A 17,308-nucleotide genomic window follows, 5' to 3' on the forward strand; every position below is an offset into this window, starting at 1 on the left:
CGGGGCAGGCTAGGCGGGCGGCGCGGGCGCGGTCGACAGCATTTCCAGCTCGCCGCGCATGTTGTGGCGGGCGGTGGCCTCCCAGTGTTCCTGGCCGTAGGGGGTGCGGAACAGCCTTGGCAGGGCGAGGAGTTGCCGTAGCACCTCGGACCGTCCCGCGCGGAACGCGTCGTTCGGCACGAAGTGGTACTCCTCGCGGACGGCGGCGGTGTAGGCGGCGTACGACGACGGCGACGCGGCGAGGATCGCCAGGTCGGCGTCGCACAGCACCTGCCCGTCCCGGTCGTCGTCGGCCGGGTCGTGCGTGACGGTGAGCCGCACCAGCCGGGCCACCTCGGCGGTCTTCTCCGCGGACACCCCGGCCTCGGGGAGCGCCCGCTCGGCGAGCCGGGCGGACCGCTCCTCGTTGGTGGACCGGTCCGGCAGGTAGACCGCATCGTGGAACCAGGCGGCGAGCCGTACGACGTCCGGGTCGTCGGCGTACTCCTCCAGCTCGTCGATGTGGTCCAGGACGGCGGTCAGGTGGGTGAGCGTGTGGTAGTGCCGCTGGGGCTCCGACCAGCGGCGCAGCAGGGCGTCGGCGTACCGGTACGGGGCGGGGAAGCACGCGCCGTCCCGTGCCGAGAGGAGGGTGAGCAGCCAGCGGTCACGCAGGGCGTCGGTGTCGGCCATGGGCCCATTGTCCGCCCCGGCCGCCGGGCCGACGCCCGGTGGGCCGCGCGCCCCCGCCGCACTAGCGTGGGCGGCATGACGACTCCTGCGGATGTGCGGAACGTACGAGACCCCGAACTGCCCGGCCGGCTGCTGGCCGTCGAGCGGGACGCGCTGATCCCGTTGCTACGGGGGCGTGACGACGCGGACTTCGCGCTGCCGGTGGCGGCGTGTCCGGGATGGACGGTGCGGGACGTGCTGGCGCACTGCTCGGCCGCGTTCACCCGGGTCCTGGAGCGGCGGTTCGAGGACGGGGTGTTCTCGCCCGGGAGCAATGAGCGGGACATCGCCGAGCGGGCCGGGTGGACGAACACCCGGGTCGTGGACGAGCTGGAGCGCGGGATGACCGGGGCGGGGCCCGTGATCGCCGAGGCGGGCGGGGCGCTGGACGGGCTCGCGCTGGGCGAGTGGGTGCACGCCGGGGACGTACGGGTCGCGCTCGGGGAGCCGGGCGCGTACGCGGGTGCGGGGCTGCCGTACGCACTCGCCCTGCTGGGCCAGGTGACCGGCCGGAAGGGCCACCTGCCGCTGCACGCCGACCTCGACGACGCCGACGAGCCGCTGCGGCTGGGCGACGCCACGGGGGAGCGTCCCCCGGCCCGCTACATCGGGGACGGTCCGACCCTCGTACGGCTGTACGCGGGGCGTCCGGTGGACGGGGCCGCGTACGAGCTGGCCGGGGCGGAGGCGGCGGAGCTGAACATCTTCGGGGACTGAGGGGCCTGAGGGGACTGAGCGGAGGGGCGGGGCGGCCGCGGGCGGGCGGTCGGGCGTAGTCTTGGATTGGACTAGACCTGTAGTCGCCGTCTGATGCCGAGGAATGGGGTCCCATGAGCAAGCGTGCAGTCCTGGAGGTGATCGCCCTCGACGTCGAGGACGCGGTGGCCGCCCAGGCCGGAGGTGCGGACCGCCTCGAGCTGGTGACCGACATGGCGGCGGACGGACTGACGCCCTCGGCGGCGACGGTCGCGGGGATCCGGGCGGCCGTGGACATCCCGGCGCGGGTGATGCTGCGGCTGGCGGACGGGTTCGCGGCGGGGGACGTCGAGCGGCTGGTGGCTGCCGCGTGCGCGATGCGCGAGGCCGGGGCGGAGGAGTTCGTGCTCGGGTTCCTCGACGCGGGCGGGGCCGTGGACCTGGGGGCGGTGGAGCGGGTCGCCGGTGTGCTGGAGGGGTGCCGGTGGACGTTCCACCGGGCCATCGACCGGGCCGCCGACCGGGACGCCCTGCGCAAGCGGCTCGCGGACTTCCCCGGCCTGGACACGTACCTGACGGCCGGGGCGGCCGAGGGGGTCGACGCGGGGATGCCGACGCTGCTCGCGGAGGCGGGGCGGCGGGGGGAGCCGGGGTACGGGCAGCGGTTGCTGGTGGGGGGTGGGCTGCGGCTGGAGCATGTGCCGCTGTTGCTGAAGGCCGGGATCGATGCCTTTCACATCGGCGGGGCGGCCCGTCCCGGGGGGTGGGGCGGGCCCGTGTCGGCGGAGGCCGTCGCCGAGTGGCGGCGGGTGCTCGAGGGGTGAGCGGGGCTCCTTTTTGACGGGGCTGGTGGCTGGGCGGTGCTGTGTTGCCGGGCGGGGCTTGCGGCTGGACGGTGCTGTTGCCGGGCGGGGGTGGGTCGCGCCGCCCGGCGCTTGCGGGGTGCCTCCCCCACTCTCGGCTGCGCTCGAGCGGGAGGTACCCCCATCGCCCACCCGTGCCGCCCTGGGGGTACCTCCCAGGCCCTGTGGCTGCCTGCGGGTGCGTTACGTCAGTTGGGTCGGCAGGGGGGTCGTGTGGGTCACGATCAGGCCTGAGACCGCTCGGGTGAGGGCCACGTACAGGCGGCGCAGGCCGGTGCGTTCGTCCGGTTCGGCGTCCACCACCGCCCGGGGTTCGTCCAGGACCACGTAGTCGTACTCCAGGCCCTTCGCCAGGGAGGCCGGGACCAGGGTCAGGCGAGCGGCGTGGGTCGTCTCCTCGCCGGGGGCGACGTACGTGATGCCCGCCGCCGTCAGCGCATCCGCCAGTTCCGGGACGCGGGTGTCCGCCGCGATCAGGCCCACCGACCCCTCGTTGCGCAGGAGTTCGCGGCAGGCGGAGACCACGTCGTCCGTTCCCCCGGCCGGGCGGACCTCGAAGAAGCCCGGGTTCTCGCGGATCGACACCACCGGGGTCAGACCCGGCGCGATGTGGGGGAGGAGCCGGGAGGCGTAGGTGATGACGTCCGTCGGGACGCGGAAACCGGCCGTCAGCTCCTCGATCACCGCGTCCTGTTTGCCCAGGTGGAGCAGGGCCTCGTCCCAACTGCGCGTCGCCCACGGCGTGGTGCCCTGGGCCAGGTCGCCGAGGACGGTCGCCGAACCGGTCGTGCAGCGGCGGCCCACCGCCCGGTACTGCATGGGGGACAGGTCCTGCGCCTCGTCGAGCACCACGTGTCCGAGGGAGTGCGTGCGCTGGACGAGGTCGGCCGCCTCGTCGATCAGCACCGCGTCCGCCGCCGACCACTTCGCCGACTTCACCGAGCGGGCGGGCTTCGTCCACAGGATCGTCTTCCGCTCCTGCTCGTCGAGCAGGCCCTCCGCGTGCTCCGCAAGGAACTCCGGGTCGCTCAGCAGTCGCAGCACCAGCTTCGCCGGGTCGACGGCCGGCCAGACCGCCTTCACCGCCGCCTTCACCGCCGCGTTGCGGGCCACCGCGTCCTGCACCCTGTCGTCCGGTGCCTCGCCCGCCCGCTCCATCTGCACCAGCACGGCGTGCGCGATGCGCTGCGGCAGGGCGTCGCGGGCGGCGCCGTAGCGGATGTCGCGGTCGAGCAACTGCCGGACGATCTCCTCCAGTTCGTACGCCGGCACCCGCCAGCGGCGTGAACCGCGGACGACGACGACCGGCTCGGTGGGCATCGTGACGTGGGAGTAGAGGGCCCTGCGCAGGACCTCCGCCATCCGGGCGTCGCCCTTGACCACCGCCGCGCTCGCGTCGTCCGTCCCGCGCACCTCCACGTGCGCCACCAGGTCGTCCACCGTGGCCTGCGCCACCGTCAGCTCGCCCAGCGCGGGCAGCACCTGCTCGATGTAGTGCAGGAAGGACCGGTTCGGGCCGACGACCAGCGTGCCGGTGCGGGCCAGCCGCTCGCGGTGGGCGTAGAGGAGGTAGGCGACCCGGTGCAGGCCGACGGCCGTCTTCCCGGTGCCGGGACCTCCCTGCACGCACACGCTGCCGGACAGCCCCGACCGTACGATCTCGTCCTGCTCCGGCTGGATCGTGGCGACGATGTCCCGCATCGGGCCGACGCGCGGACGCTCGATCTCCTGCTGGAGCAGCTTGCTGGTGGTGGCCGCCTCGGCCGGGTCGGAGAGGTGCTCGTCCTCGTACGCGGTGAGGTCGCCGCCGGTGTAGCCGAAGCGGCGGCGCAGCGCGATGTCCTGCGGGTCCTTCTTGGACGCCCGGTAGAACGGCTGCGACACCGGCGCACGCCAGTCGATCACCATCGGGTCGCCGTCCGCGTCGTGCACGTGCCGGCGCCCGATGTAGAAGCTCTCGCCCTCCGCGCCCTCCGCCTGCTCGACGCCGGGGGAGTGCAGATAGTCGAGGCGGCCGAAGAACAGCGGGGTGTCGCTGAGGTCGGCCAGCGCCTTGACGCGCTCCTCGATCTGGTGCGCCAGCGCGGCCGCGTTGACCCAGTTCGCGGTGACGTCGCTGATGTCGAGGGCTTCGACGTCCTCGCGCATGGCGCGCAGCGCGGAACGGGACGCGGCGAGGTGGGAGCGTTCGCGGGCGAGCGGATCGTCTGCGAGGGTGGTCGCGGGGCCGTCTACGGGCTCGTCTACGGGCTTGTCTACCGGTGTGGACGCGGACAAGGGGGTGCCTCCGGGGGACCTGCTGCTGGTTGCTGCGGCGAAATGCCGGCCGGTTTCCGTCCGGACGGCGGCGCTCCGTGAGGGGAGGCGGGGGAAGAGCGGAGATTCTAGGACGCGAGGCCGGTGCGGTCCAAACGGTTTTGCGCACCGGGCGGGACGGCGGACGGGGCGCCAGATGGGACGGCGGGGTGGGTGCGCTCGCGTGGCCGCCCCGGTCAGCTCGTACGCGCCGTACCGTCCGTGTCCCGTACGCCGGGCACGCCGACCGGCCGCCGCCCCGGCCCCGTGGTCAGCGAGGCGAGCAGGGCGAGCCGCTCGGCGTCCTCGGTCCCCGGCTCGGCGTGGTAGAGCGCGAGCGTCATCCCGTCGGAGCCGTCGACGTCCATTTTGGACATGGTGAGGTTCAGCCGGCCGACCTGCGGATGGTTCATCCCGATCGTCCCGTTGCCCGGCGGCCGGACGTCGTGGCGTGCCCACACCCGCCGGAACTCCTCGCTGGCCAGGGACAGCTCGCCGACGAGCTGGACGACCCGCGGGTCGTCGACGTCCGACCCGAGCCGTCGGCGGAACGCGGCGACGCACCGGGCCGCCGTGTCGGCCCAGTCCGTGTGCAGCGCCTGCTCGGCGGGGTCGAGGAAGAACGACCGGAGCCGGTTCTCCCCCACCCGTACGCCCGGGACCAGCGCGGTGGCGAGCGCGTTGGCCGCGATCACGTCGAGGGTCCGGTCCGTCACGAAGGCCGGCAGCCCGATCGCCTCGAGCAGCTGTGCGGTGGCCGGCGGAACGGTCCGTCGCCGGGGCCGGCGGCGGGTGCGGGGGCGTGGCGCGGCGAGCTGGTGGAGGTAGCCCGTGGCGGTGTCGTCGAGCCGGAACACCCGGGCCAGCGCGTCGAGGACCTGCGCCGACGGGTTGCGGTCGCGGCCCTGCTCGAGCCGCAGGTAGTAGTCGGAGCTGATTCCGGCGAGCATGGCCACCTCCTCCCGGCGCAGCCCCGGCACCCGGCGTATCCCGTGCACCGGCAGCCCGATGTCCTCGGGCGTCACCAGCTCCCGGCGCGCCCGGAGGTAGTCACCGAGCAGGTTCTCCTCAGGCATGTCCCCCATGCTAGGCGCGCGGTGCCGACCGTCCCTGTCCCTGTCACTCCCAGGATCGGCAGGAACCTGGGCGGACCGGCCGGGGGCGTGGACGGTGGGGCCATGAGCACTCCGACCACATCCACCCCCTCCCTCCCCGGCGGCACCTGGACGATGGGAGACCTGACCGTCACCCGGTTCGGCTACGGCGCCATGCAGCTCACCGGCCCCGGCGTGATGGGCCCGCCGGCCGACCACGAGGGCGCCCTCGCCGTGCTGCGCGAGGCCGTACGCCTCGGCATCACGCACATCGACACCGCCGACGCCTACGGTCCTCACGTCACCAACCGGCTGATCCGCGAGGCGCTGCACCCCTACCCCGACTCGCTGCATCTCGTGACCAAGGTCGGCGCGGTCCGCGACGCACAGGGCGGCTGGCCCCCGGCCCGTGAGCCGGACGACCTGCGCCGGGCCGTCCACAGCAACCTCGAAGCCCTCGGCGTCGAGACGCTGGATCTCGTCAACCTCCGCCTCGGCGACGCCACGGGCCCGCGGCCCGGCTCACTCGCCGAGGCCTACGGGACCCTCGTCGACCTCCAGCGGCAGGGCCTGATCCGGCACCTCGGCCTCAGCAACGCGACCCCCGAGCAGATCGCCGAGGCGGAGACCATCGCGCCGTTCGTCTGCGTCCAGAACCTCTACAACCTCGCCCACCGCCAGGACGACGCCCTCGTCGACCGGCTCGCCGAGCAGGGCGTCGCCTACGTGCCGTTCTTCCCGCTGGGCGGCTTCACCCCCCTGCAGTCCTCGGTGCTCTCGGCCGTGGCCGCCCGGCTCGGCGCCCGCCCGATGTCGGTCGCCCTGGCCTGGCTGCTGCACCGGTCGCCCAACATCCTGCTCATCCCCGGGACCTCGTCGGTGGCGCACTTGCGGGAGAACGTCACCGGCGCGGGCCTGCCCCTGTCCGAGGAGGACCTCGCCGAGCTGGACACGATCGGCCGCCGACCCGCCGCCCCCTAGGGGACGTCCCGTCCCGCCCGAGGGGGAGGGGTCGTTCCGGAGGCGTACGCGGAGGGCCCGCGGGCCGGTCCCTCCGGCCGATGCCCGTGCCGGGGGCGGACGGCAACCATGGAGGCATGAGCGCAGCGACCCTCCACCCCACCACACCGCCGGTGCGGCCGACCGGCACGGCCCCGGCCCTGGGCGGTCACCCGTACCGCCTCGGTGGTGCCCTGCGCGCCGTGAGGGTGTTCCTCGGCGCCGCCTTCGACGTGATGATCCTCGGTGAGTACGACGAGGAGGTGGGCGTCCGCCGCAGGTAGGCGGTGCCCTCCTCCGCCCCGCGCGGCGGCCGTCGTGGCCATGGCCGGCCGGCTACCCGTGATCCGGGCGCGGCCCGGCGGGTCCGTCCGAGGTTCCTTCGGGTTTCGTGTGAAGCACCTCGCGGGCCTGCTCGGCGGCGCGGGTGATCGCCTCCGAGATGAAGTCGAGGTAGCGGGCGATGTTCTCCAGGCGCGTGGCGGCCGGTGTGCCGCGCCCCATGACGCCGACGCCCTGCCGTGAGGTCTCGGCGACCTGGGCGGTGGACCGGGCGCTGGCCATCATCGACTGGTGCCAGATGTCGTCGTCGACGACGTAGCGCTCACGGCGGCCTTCTTCGCGTTCCCGGCGGATGAGCCCCTGGCCCTCCAGGAACGTGACCGCCTTGGAGATGGACGCCGGGGAGACCTCGAGGCGCCGGGCGAGTTCGGCGGCGGTGAGGCTGCCGCTGTCGGTGAGGGTCAGGCAGGACATGACCCTGGCCATCATCTTGGGTGTGCCCGACGCTATGAAGACGGTGGTGAGCGTCTCCTCGTACGCGCGCACGGCCTCCGCGTCGCGTCCGTGCTCCTCCTGAAGCGCCTTCGGCCCCCGGGACGCGGTCTGTCTGCGCCGGTGGGCGCGGTGTTCGGTGGCGCGGTGGGCCAGGTCCGCGCGGTAACCGGCGGGGCCGCCGTTGCGCATCACCTCGCGCGTGATCGTCGAGGTGGGACGGTCCAGACGCCGGGCGATCTCCGCGTAGGCGAGCCCGTCGGCCAGTCCCGTCGCGATCTGCTGGCGTTCCTGCTGGGTGAGCCTGCCTCCTGGCAACGTGGTCTCCTTCGTGGTCCGTGGTGGCTCCAGCATAGCGTTCACCCTCAGTTCATTGCAACGAACTGAGTTCGTCTGTTGCGTTAGATTTCAAACCGTTGCAACGATATTATTGCTCTGAGCTGCACAAATCATTCTTCTATGCAACGAAGCTGTTGCCGCAACTATGAATGCAACGTAGCGTTTCCGGTGTCAGAAACGACAACCCGAAGGAGCGCACCATGCAGTTCGACACCCCCGCCCCCGTCTCCGTCGCCCTCGACGTCCCCGCCGGCCGCATCCGGTTCATCGCCGCCGACCGGACCGACACCGTGGTCGAGGTCCTGCCCGCGGACGCCACGAAGAGCCGCGACACGAAGGCGGCGGAGCAGATCAGGGTCGAATACGGCGACGGCGTCCTGCGGATCGACGGCCCGCCGGCGAAGAACCAGCTCCTCGGCCCGTCCGGGTCCGTCGAGATCACCGTCCAGCTGCCCACCGGCTCCCACGTCGAGGCGAAGGCCGCCGCCGCGGAGCTGCGGGGCGTCGGACGGCTCGGCGACGTCGTCTTCGAGGGCGCGCAGGGCCCGGTCAAGCTCGACGAGACCGCGAGCGCCCGCCTCACCGTCCTCGACGGCGACATCTCGGTCGGCCGCCTGGGCGGCCCCGCCGAGATCAGCACCCAGAAGGGCGACGTCCTGGTCACCGAGGCCATGCGCGGCACGGTCACGCTGCGCACCGAGTACGGCGACATCTCCGTCGGCGCCGCCCCCGGGGTCTCCGCCTCCCTCGACGCCGGCACCGGCTACGGCCGGGTCCACAACACGCTCAACAACACCGACGGCGCCGCCGCCGGCCTGGCCTTCCACGCGACCACCGCCTACGGCGACATCACCGCCCGCAGCCTGTGACCCCCACGGCACCCGAAGGAGAACCCCTCATGACCGGCTTGGCCATCGCGGCGCACGGCCTGCGCAAGTCCTACGGCGACAAAACCGTCCTCGACGGCGTCGACCTCACCGTCCCGGAAGGCACGATCTTCTCCCTGCTCGGCCCGAACGGCGCCGGCAAGACCACCGTCGTCAAGATCCTCTCCACCCTCGTCACCGCGGACGCCGGCGACCTGCGCGTCGGCGGCCACGACCTCGCCACCGACCCGCAGGCCGTGCGTGCCGCGATCGGCGTCACCGGACAGTTCTCTGCCGTGGACGGCCTGATCACCGGCGAGGAGAACATGCTCCTGATGGCGGACCTGCACCACCTCCCCAAGCGGGAGGGGCGGCGGGTGGCCGCCGAACTGCTGGAGCGGTTCGACCTCACCGAGGCCGCGAAGAAGCCCGCCTCCACCTACTCCGGCGGCATGAAGCGCCGCCTCGACATCGCCATGACCCTGGTCGGCGACCCGCGGATCATCTTCCTCGACGAACCGACCACCGGCCTCGACCCCCGCTCCCGCCACACCATGTGGCAGATCATCCGCGAACTCGTCACCGGCGGCGTCACCGTCTTCCTCACCACCCAGTACCTGGAGGAGGCCGACGAACTCGCCGACCGCATCGCCGTGCTGCACGACGGCCGGATCGCCGCCGAGGGCACCGCCGAGCAGCTCAAGCGGATCGTCCCCGGCGGCCACATCCGCCTCCGCTTCACCGACCCGGCCGCCTACCGCACCGCCGCCACCGCACTGACCGAGGCATCCCGGGACGACGACGCCCTCGCCCTCCAGCTCCCCAGCGACGGCACCCAGCGCGAACTGCGCTCCATCCTCGACCACCTGGACGCCGCCGGCATCGAAGCCGACGAACTCACCGTCCACACCCCCGACCTCGACGACGTCTTCTTCGCCCTCACCGGCCCCGCCGCCGTCCCCGCCCAGCCCAAGGAGACCGTCCGATGAGCACCCTCGCCCTCGCCGTCCGCGACTCGTCCACCATGCTGCGCCGCAACCTCCTGCACGCCCGGCGCTACCCGTCCCTCACCCTGAACCTGCTGCTCACGCCGATCATGCTGCTGCTGCTCTTCGTCTACATCTTCGGCGACGCGATGAGCGCCGGCCTCGGGGACGGCGGAGGCGACCGGTCCGCGTACATCGCCTACATCGTGCCCGGTCTGCTGCTGATGACCATCGGCTCCACCACGATCGGCACCGCGGTCTCCGTCTCCAACGACATGACCGAGGGCATCATCGCCCGCTTCCGCACCATGGCGATCCACCGGGGCTCCGTGCTCATCGGGCACGTCATCGGCAGCGTGCTGCAGTCGGTCGCCAGCGTGGTCCTCGTCGGCGCCGTCGGTGTGGCCATCGGCTTCCGCTCCACGGACGCCACGGCCCTGGAGTGGCTGGCCGCGTTCGGGCTGCTGGTGCTGTTCGCCCTGGCGCTCACCTGGATCGCCGTCGGCATGGGCCTGGTCAGCCCGAACGCCGAGGCCGCCAGCAACAACGCGATGCCGCTGATCCTGCTGCCGCTGCTGTCCAGCGCCTTCGTCCCGGTCGAGGGGATGCCGGGCTGGTTCCAGCCGATCGCCGAGTACCAGCCCTTCACCCCGGCCATCGAGACCCTGCGCGGCCTGCTGCTCGGCACGGAGATCGGCCACCACGGATGGCTGGCCGTGGCCTGGTGCCTGGGCCTGGCGGTCCTCGGCTACTTCTGGTCGGCCGCCAGGTTCGGCCAGGACCCGAAGTAACCCTCATGAGGGGACGCACCAGGTCCCGCGCTCCGGCTCCAGGGGCGGCGTACTCCGACACCGTGTCGGCGCACGCCGCCCCTTCGGCGTCTGAGTACGCCGACACGTCCCGGCTGAGTACCCGCGCCGGTGCGCCGGCCACCGCCCGGCCGCTTCACTGGCCGTATGAGCCACCACCACGCCCCCGCCCCCGTTCCCTCCGCCTGGCAGGACCGGGCCGGGCGGGACCCCCGCGCCTGGGTGGCGCCCACCGTCGCGACCGTGCTCGGGGCGCTGCTGGCCCCCGTGGCGTTCCTGTTCGGCGGACTGTCCGTGATGGCGACCGACAGCTGCGGACCCGACGACTGCTCGCAGGCGCTGACGACCGCACTGAACATGGTCTTCGGAACCCTGTTCTACGGCGGCCTCCTCGCGGGCGGCGCCTGGCTGGCCTCCTGGCTGCTGCCCTGGACCCGCCGCTGGTCGGTGCCGCGGGCCTGGCTGGCGGGCCTGTCGCTGCTGCCCTGGCTGTTCGTCCTGGCGCTGGTGTTCAACCTGCCCGAGGGGTGACCGGTCAGCCCTCGGTGAGCAGCTCGTCCGCGTCCATGATCCGGTACGCGTACCCCTGCTCCGCCAGGAACCGCTGCCGGTGCGCCGCGAAGTCCTGGTCGATGGTGTCCCGGGCGACCACGGAGTAGAAGTGGGCCTGGTGCCCGTCCGCCTTCGGCCGCAGCACCCGGCCGAGCCGCTGCGCCTCCTCCTGCCGCGACCCGAAGGTGCCCGACACCTGGATGGCGACCGTCGCCTCCGGCAGGTCGATCGAGAAGTTCGCGACCTTGGACACCACCAGGACGTTGATCTCGCCCTCCCGGAAGGCGTCGAACAGCTTCTCCCGCTGGGCGTTCGACGTCTCGCCCTTGATCACCGGCGCGTCCAGGTGCTCGCCCAGCTCGTCGAGCTGGTCGATGTACTGCCCGATGACGAGGATCTGCTGTCCCGCGAACCGCCGGACGATCGCCTCCGTCACCTTCTGCTTGGTCGCCGTCGTCGAACAGAAGCGGTACTTCTCCTCCTGCTCCGCCGTCGCGTACGCCAGCCGCTCGGAGTCGGTGAGGTTGACCCGGACCTCCACGCAGTCGGCCGGGGCGATGTAGCCCTGCGCCTCGATCTCCTTCCACGGCGCGTCGAACCGCTTCGGGCCGATCAGCGAGAACACGTCCGACTCGCGGCCGTCCTCCCGCACCAGGGTCGCCGTCAGACCGAGCCGCCGCCGGGCCTGGAGATCGGCGGTGAACTTGAAGACCGGCGCGGGCAGCAGGTGCACCTCGTCGTAGAGGATCAGGCCCCAGTCCCGTGAGTCGAACAGCTCCAGGTGGGGGTAGATCCCCTTCCGCTTCGTCGTCAGCACCTGGTAGGTGGCGATGGTGACGGGCCGGATCTCCTTCCGCGTCCCGCTGTACTCGCCGATCTCGTCCTCGGTCAGCGAGGTCCGCTTCACCAGCTCGTGCTTCCACTGGCGGGCCGAGACGGTGTTGGTGACCAGGATCAGCGTCGTCGACTTCGCCTGCGCCATCGACCCCGCGCCGACCAGCGTCTTGCCCGCGCCGCAGGGCAGGACGACCACACCGGAGCCGCCGTGCCAGAAGTTCTCCACGGCCTGCTTCTGGTACGGGCGCAGCGCCCACCCGTCCTCGACCAGCTCGATGGGGTGCGCCTCGCCGTCCACGTACCCGGCGAGGTCCTCGGCCGGCCAGCCCAGCTTCAGCAGCGTCTGCTTGATCTGCCCGCGCTCCGAGGGGTGCACGACCACCGTGTCGGGGTCGATACGGGCGCCGACCAGCGGCGCGATCCGCTTGGAGCGCAGCACCTCCTCCAGCACGGGCCGGTCGGTGCTGGTGAGGACGAGGCCGTGCGCCGGGTGCTTGTGCAGGCTGAGCCGGCCGTAGCGGTCCATGGTGTCGGCGATGTCGACGAGCAGCGCGTGCGGCACCGGGTAGCGGCTGTACTGCACCAGCGCGTCCACGACCTGCTCGGCGTCGTGCCCGGCCGCCCGCGCGTTCCACAGGCCGAGCGGGGTCACCCGGTAGGTGTGGATGTGCTCGGGCGCCCGCTCCAGCTCGGCGAACGGCGCGATGACACGGCGGCAGTCGTCGGCCTGCTCGTGGTCGACTTCGAGGAGCAGGGTCTTGTCGGACTGGACGATGAGCGGACCATTCACGCGCGGCTGCCTTTCTGCGACGGGCTCGGCACGGGCCCTTCGGCCAAACCTCCAGTCTGCCCGATCGCGCGCGTTCGTGGTCCTGAGCGGACCGGGCTACCTCGGCGCGGGCAGCGTGAGGTTGTTCACCAGCGGCCCCTCGACGAGCACCCCCTCGGTGAGGAGCGGCTCCCCTCCGGCGGCCGGGGTGAGCACCGCGACGAGCGCGAGAGCGGAGAGACGGACGGCCACCGCACGGAACGTGGAAGGCACAGGACACCCCTCACTTCTTCGACTTCTCCGGACGACGGGACGGGCCGGCCCCGGGGACGAGGGACCGGCCCGCCGTGAACGAGGAACGGAACGGATCAGGACACGAGACGAGTCAGGACATGGACACGTGTCAGAAGGTCACACCCCCGCCGAGGTCGATCCCGACCGCGGCGGCCTCGGCGGCGAACGCTCCGAGCAGCACGGCCGTGGAGGTCAGCACGGCGGCGACGCGACGAACGGCACGCATGGGACTTCCTTTCTGTTGCGTGCGAACGGACCGCGGTGGCTTCCGGGCCCGTCCAGGACATCCGGTGGCTGCCCAACGGCCCGCCACGGGATGCGCGACACCCCGCAACCTCGCCCGTCAGGGGGAACGCCCCGGCGTGGCGTGCATGAAGTCCGCCGTACACCCGGACGGCTCAGCCCTCGTCGTCCGCCAGCTCCGCGACCCCCGTGATCCTGTGCAGCGGATACGTCCGCACCTCGTCCGCGGTGTGGTCGTACGCCGTGACGAAGCCGCCCTCCACCCGGACCGGGGCGATGACGCGCTGGCTGGCGCCGCCCTCGGCGTTGACGTAGCCGATCCACAGCGCCTCGCCGGTGAGGACGGCGGCCTGCACGGTGGCGAGGGTCTCGGCGGCGGTCGTACGGGGCGGCTCCCCGCGGTCCGGCTCGCTCCCGGCGGCCGGTCTGCGCGGGGCGGTGGAGGCCAGGTCGCCGGCGCGGACGGCGCGGACCGCCGCCGTGAGCAGGGTGTCGTCGGGGACCGGCGGCCCGTCCGGGACCGGCGCGGGGGGAGTGCGCGGCGGGGTGCGGTGGGCGTCGGCGCGGGCGATCACCACATCGCCCTCCGCCGACTCGGCGGCCGGCGCGAACCCCATCGCGCGCAGCCCCTCCAGCAGGCCGGCCGGACCGGCCTGCGCGGCCAGCACGGTCGGGGCCAGCCGGCGCAGGCCCAGCCCCGCGGCCCGCCTGTCGGCGAGGATCTCGCTGAGCACGGCGTCGTCGTCGCAGCGGACGTACGCCGAGGCGGCGCCCACCCGCAGGTGCCCGTGCCTGCGGGCGACGTCGTCGATGAGGTACGCCAGCGGCTGCGGCACCGGCGTACGGGAGTGCGCGGCGAGGAAGGCGTGCAGGTCGGAGGCGGTCTGCCCGGCGTCGAGGGCGCGCCGTACCGAGCCGGGTGTGAACCGGTAGACGGTCGCGCCACCCTTCGACTCCACGTCCGCGAGGACCCCGAGCACGTCGGCGAGCGGACGCTCCAGCGGGCCCGGCGCCACCGCCGTCAGATCGGCCTGGAGGAGCACGTGGTCCAGCGGTTCGGGCAGCAGCGGCGCGAGCAGGCGGGCGGCGGCAGCGGCGGCCGCGGCCTGCTCGGCGGGGGAGAGCGGCGCCGGCGCCGGGGCGGGCCGGTGGTGCACGGGCAGCTTGTCGCCCGGCCCCTCGGACTCCGCCTCCGCCCGCCTGGCCGCGGGCGCGCCGATCAGCGCACGCCCGTGCGCGGACAGCGCGCCGCGCCCGGTGACGCCGAGCATCTCCGCCTCGGACAGCGTCCACCGCGCGATCCGCGCCCGCAGATCCTCACCGTCCCTCTCCGCCGGGGCCCCCTCCGCCCCGCGGACACCTCCGGCGACGGAGCCGTACGCACCCGCCCCCCTGCCGTCCCCGGCCCCGGGACCGCCCGGCGTCCGGTGCGCGCCCTCCGCCGCCGGAGCGGCCGTACCGGCGGAACCCCGCCCGCCCCCGCGCGGGGGGCGTTCCCAGCGCAGCCGTGCCAGGACCGACTCCAGGACCGGTGCGGTTCCCTCCGGGAGGCCGGACAGCAGGGCCAGGACCCTGTGCCGTACCTCCGGGGCCGCCGAGCGGTCCAGGCCCGGGCCCAGGGCCGACAGTGTGCGGTCCTTCGCGTCCCGCCCGCCGACCAGCCCCGCCGTCCGGGTCGCCGTCAGCCACGCCGTGGCCAGGTGCGCCCACCGCTCCGCGTCCGGCCGTTCGCGCCACTGGTCGTACGCCGGGGTCGCCGCGTACCGCTCGTCGGCCTCCCCGTCGGAGGCCAGCAGCCCGGCCGTGTAGGCGAGTTCCACCCAGAACGCGGCCACCGGCTCGGGCACGTCCAGGGCGGCGGCGGTCCGCTTCAGGTCCCGTACGCTCAGCCCGCCCGCCCGCAGCACCGCCGGGCCGCCCTCGTGCCAGTCCTTCAGCAGCTCCTCGACCGTCGACAGCGCCGTGTACGCCTGCCCGGCCGCCGTCGCGTCCACCACCTGCGGACGGTGCGCGGCGGCCGCCTCGACGGGCGGCGGCGACGGCTCCACCGTCCGGTGCGCCCGTCCGGCCCGCAGCCGCAGCGCGACCTCGCGCGGCAGGACGACCGTCCCGGGCGCCGTCGGCAGCAGCAGCCCCCGGTCGAGCAGCCAGCGCAGCCGGGGTGCGGGATCGGCGGTGACCTGCCCGTACGGCGGGCCCCAGACCAGCCGCTCCAGCACCTCCACGGACTCGGCCGGCGCCCCGTCGAGCAGCGCCGACATCCGCTCCGGGTCGTCGAACAGGGCGGTCAGCGCGGCCACGGCGGACACCGAGTCGTGCGTCGACGGCAGTCCCGCCGCCGCCACGATCTCCTGGATCCGCCCCGGTGACATCCCGGCGGTGGCCTCCCGCACGGTCGGCCCGAGCCCGGTCGGCGAGGGGTGCTGCGGCGACGGCGCCAGCAGCTCACGGGCGGTGCGCACCAGCCGCAGCCGGTCGTCACCGCCCCACACCAGCGCCTGCTCGCGCAGCACGCCGAGCGCGTGCGGCAGCGCGGCACGGACCGCCGGGTCGCGGTCGTCGCCCGCCATCAGCCCGAGCAGTTCGCCGTACGACGCCGGATCCGCCGCCACGGCCAGCGCCTGCGCCGTCTGCAGCGTGAACCGGTCCAGCCGCTCCAGAGCCCGTACGACCGAGGCGCGGGTGCCGGCGCGGGTGGCGAGCTGGGTGAGGTCGGTGGGCACGGGCGTGACGAGGTCCGGCCGGCCGCGCAGCAGCGCGGCCAGCGCCGCGTCGTCCCGCCCCCGGAGGGCCTCGGCGAGGGATCGGGGGGCCGCCGCGGGCTTCTCCTCGGTGCTCATCCGCCTCACGTTAGCGGGTGGGTACGCCGGTGGCGTGCCGGGAGTTGGGTCGGCCGGTCCCACTCGCGGTACCGTCGGGCGACGGTGTCCCGACGCATCCGTCCCGGAGGGGACTTCGTGGGTATCGAGAGCGACCAGGTCGTCTACGAGTATCTGAGCCGCGTCGGCGACGTGGCGCAGCAGCGGCAGTTGCCGTCGGCGGCCCGTATGCGGCTGGTGGCCGGGCTGCGCGACGAGATCGACCGGCGGCGGGCGAAGGCCGTGGTCGATTCGCCCGCGGCGGTCCGCCGCATCATCTCCCGCATCGGCACGCCGACCGAGGTCGTCACGGCGGCCGAGGACACCTCCGCCGCCGCCGCGCCGCCTGCGGCTGTGCCGGTGCAGCGGGAGCGGGAGGGCGGCGCGGGGGCCCGCGAGGACGCGCGCGCGGGGGCCCGCGACGGCGCCCGCGAGGATGCCCGTGCCGACGCCCGCACCGAAGCCCGCGAGGACGCCCGCACCGAAGCCCGCGAGGACGCCCGCACCGAAGCCCGCGAGGACGCCCGCAAGGGCGCCCGTGCCGGGGCCCGCGAGGACGCCCGTGCCGGGGCCCGCGAGGACGCCCGTGCCGGCCGCCCCAAAGGCGTCCTGCGCCGGCTCGTCCCCCGGCCCCGTCCTGTCGCCGGGGCGCCGGACGGCGGACCCGCCTCCGCCCCCGCCCACGTACCGTCCCCGCCGCACCGGGCCGGCACGGACGAACTCGGTGACAGTGCCACCCAGCCCGACTGGTGGCGGGTGGACAACAGCGCGTTCGGCATCGGTGACGAGGTGCCGGGCTTCGTCGGCGGGGTCGAGATCCCCGAACTCCTCAAGCCGCCCCCGGCGAGGGAGAAGGAGGAAACGCCGGCCGAGCCGGCCGCCGCGCCCGAGGCGGAGGAGGAGCCCGCCGCTTCCCGCCGTCGCCGCCGCTTCCTTCCGCGCCTGCCGTCCGGCCGCTGGAGCAACCCCCTGCTCCTGCTCGCCGCCGGCCTGCTGGTCGCCGGGGCCGTGATCGGTGACTGGCGCGCCCTGCTCCTGGGCTGGCTCATCGCCTACGCCTCCCGTCGCCTGACCCAGGCGGAGATCAAATGGGCGGTGGTGATCCTTCCCGGCCTCGCGCTCGCGGGCGGTGTCGTGTGGCTCTGGGGGAGGACGGCGGGGCGCTGGGGTACGCCCATCGCCGAGGGGCACATGAACGCCGCGATCTCCGAGACCTGGCCGTGGGTCATCCGGGCCGCGGCCCTCACCACGGCGCTGTTCCTGGTCTGGCGCTCACAGCGCCAACGCTGATCCTTCGGTTCGGCCACGGCCGACAGGTCCTGC

General features: G+C 73.9%; 16 protein-coding genes. 9 read left to right on the forward strand and 7 right to left on the reverse strand.

The annotated features are described in order from the left end of the window. Positions 1-9: 9 nt before the first annotated feature. Positions 10-672: a hypothetical protein gene (locus IH50_RS0121245; RefSeq protein ID WP_030864485.1), complete on the reverse strand. Its 663-nt coding sequence runs from the start codon at positions 670-672 to the stop codon at positions 10-12. A 75-nt stretch (positions 673-747) separates the two neighbouring features. Between IH50_RS0121245 and IH50_RS0121250 the strand changes: the two genes are divergently transcribed. After that, complete coding sequence (locus IH50_RS0121250) at positions 748-1,428, forward strand: maleylpyruvate isomerase family mycothiol-dependent enzyme (RefSeq protein ID WP_030864489.1); 681 nt, start codon at positions 748-750, stop codon at positions 1,426-1,428. Positions 1,429-1,541: 113 nt separating this feature from the next. Next, complete coding sequence (locus IH50_RS0121255; protein ID WP_030864491.1) at positions 1,542-2,231, forward strand: copper homeostasis protein CutC; 690 nt, start codon at positions 1,542-1,544, stop codon at positions 2,229-2,231. Between the two features lie 222 nt (positions 2,232-2,453). Here the strand turns inward: IH50_RS0121255 and IH50_RS0121260 are convergent, their stop codons facing one another. Both IH50_RS0121260 and IH50_RS0121265 read right to left on the reverse strand, forming a co-directional pair. Then, positions 2,454-4,547 (reverse strand): HelD family protein, encoded by a 2,094-nt coding sequence (locus IH50_RS0121260; protein WP_030864494.1) that lies wholly within the window; start codon positions 4,545-4,547, stop codon positions 2,454-2,456. A gap of 215 nt (positions 4,548-4,762) precedes the next feature. Beyond that, on the reverse strand, positions 4,763-5,650 hold the full coding sequence (locus IH50_RS0121265) for a helix-turn-helix domain-containing protein (RefSeq protein ID WP_030864497.1): 888 nt from the start codon (positions 5,648-5,650) through the stop codon (positions 4,763-4,765). 93 nt (positions 5,651-5,743) lie between these two features. On the opposite strand from IH50_RS0121265, the gene IH50_RS0121270 reads away from it, so the two are divergent. Together IH50_RS0121270 and IH50_RS0121275 are read left to right on the forward strand one after the other, a co-directional pair. Further along, a complete protein-coding gene (locus IH50_RS0121270; protein WP_030864499.1) occupies positions 5,744-6,640 on the forward strand; it encodes an aldo/keto reductase family oxidoreductase in 897 nt (298 codons plus the stop codon). A gap of 116 nt (positions 6,641-6,756) precedes the next feature. Then, complete coding sequence (locus tag IH50_RS0121275) at positions 6,757-6,942, forward strand: hypothetical protein (protein ID WP_030864501.1); 186 nt, start codon at positions 6,757-6,759, stop codon at positions 6,940-6,942. A gap of 52 nt (positions 6,943-6,994) precedes the next feature. On the opposite strand, the gene IH50_RS0121280 is transcribed toward IH50_RS0121275, so the two are convergent. Continuing rightward, complete coding sequence (locus IH50_RS0121280; protein WP_030864505.1) at positions 6,995-7,750, reverse strand: helix-turn-helix domain-containing protein; 756 nt, start codon at positions 7,748-7,750, stop codon at positions 6,995-6,997. A 221-nt stretch (positions 7,751-7,971) separates the two neighbouring features. On the opposite strand from IH50_RS0121280, the gene IH50_RS0121285 reads away from it, so the two are divergent. The 4 genes from IH50_RS0121285 to IH50_RS0121300 all read left to right on the forward strand — a co-directional run bounded on the left by IH50_RS0121285 (position 7,972) and on the right by IH50_RS0121300 (position 10,963). Then, positions 7,972-8,640, forward strand: a complete 669-nt coding sequence (locus IH50_RS0121285; protein ID WP_030864508.1) for a DUF4097 family beta strand repeat-containing protein — start codon at positions 7,972-7,974, stop codon at positions 8,638-8,640. 29 nt (positions 8,641-8,669) lie between these two features. Further along, entirely contained in the window at positions 8,670-9,626 is a 957-nt protein-coding gene (locus IH50_RS0121290; protein WP_030864512.1) for a daunorubicin resistance protein DrrA family ABC transporter ATP-binding protein, read from the forward strand. Then, on the forward strand, positions 9,623-10,414 hold the full coding sequence (locus IH50_RS0121295; protein WP_030864515.1) for an ABC transporter permease: 792 nt from the start codon (positions 9,623-9,625) through the stop codon (positions 10,412-10,414). The genes IH50_RS0121290 and IH50_RS0121295 overlap by 4 nt, the downstream gene beginning before the upstream one ends. Before the next feature lie 165 nt (positions 10,415-10,579). After that, a complete protein-coding gene (locus IH50_RS0121300; RefSeq protein WP_051767392.1) occupies positions 10,580-10,963 on the forward strand; it encodes a hypothetical protein in 384 nt (127 codons plus the stop codon). A gap of 4 nt (positions 10,964-10,967) precedes the next feature. On the opposite strand, the gene IH50_RS0121305 is transcribed toward IH50_RS0121300, so the two are convergent. The 3 genes from IH50_RS0121305 to IH50_RS0121320 all read right to left on the reverse strand — a co-directional run bounded on the left by IH50_RS0121305 (position 10,968) and on the right by IH50_RS0121320 (position 15,967). Then, positions 10,968-12,611: a DNA repair helicase XPB gene (locus IH50_RS0121305; protein WP_030864522.1), complete on the reverse strand. Its 1,644-nt coding sequence runs from the start codon at positions 12,609-12,611 to the stop codon at positions 10,968-10,970. Positions 12,612-12,707: 96 nt separating this feature from the next. After that, positions 12,708-12,863: a hypothetical protein gene (locus IH50_RS42080; protein WP_199822115.1), complete on the reverse strand. Its 156-nt coding sequence runs from the start codon at positions 12,861-12,863 to the stop codon at positions 12,708-12,710. Between the two features lie 419 nt (positions 12,864-13,282). Next, complete coding sequence (locus tag IH50_RS0121320; RefSeq protein WP_030864524.1) at positions 13,283-15,967, reverse strand: helicase C-terminal domain-containing protein; 2,685 nt, start codon at positions 15,965-15,967, stop codon at positions 13,283-13,285. Between the two features lie 117 nt (positions 15,968-16,084). On the opposite strand from IH50_RS0121320, the gene IH50_RS0121325 reads away from it, so the two are divergent. Beyond that, positions 16,085-17,275, forward strand: a complete 1,191-nt coding sequence (locus IH50_RS0121325) for a hypothetical protein (protein ID WP_030864527.1) — start codon at positions 16,085-16,087, stop codon at positions 17,273-17,275. The last annotated feature ends 33 nt before the right edge of the window (positions 17,276-17,308 follow it).

Origin of the sequence: Streptomyces sp. NRRL S-37 (genome assembly GCF_000721605.1) — a bacterium.
Lineage (GTDB): Bacteria > Actinomycetota > Actinomycetes > Streptomycetales > Streptomycetaceae > Streptomyces.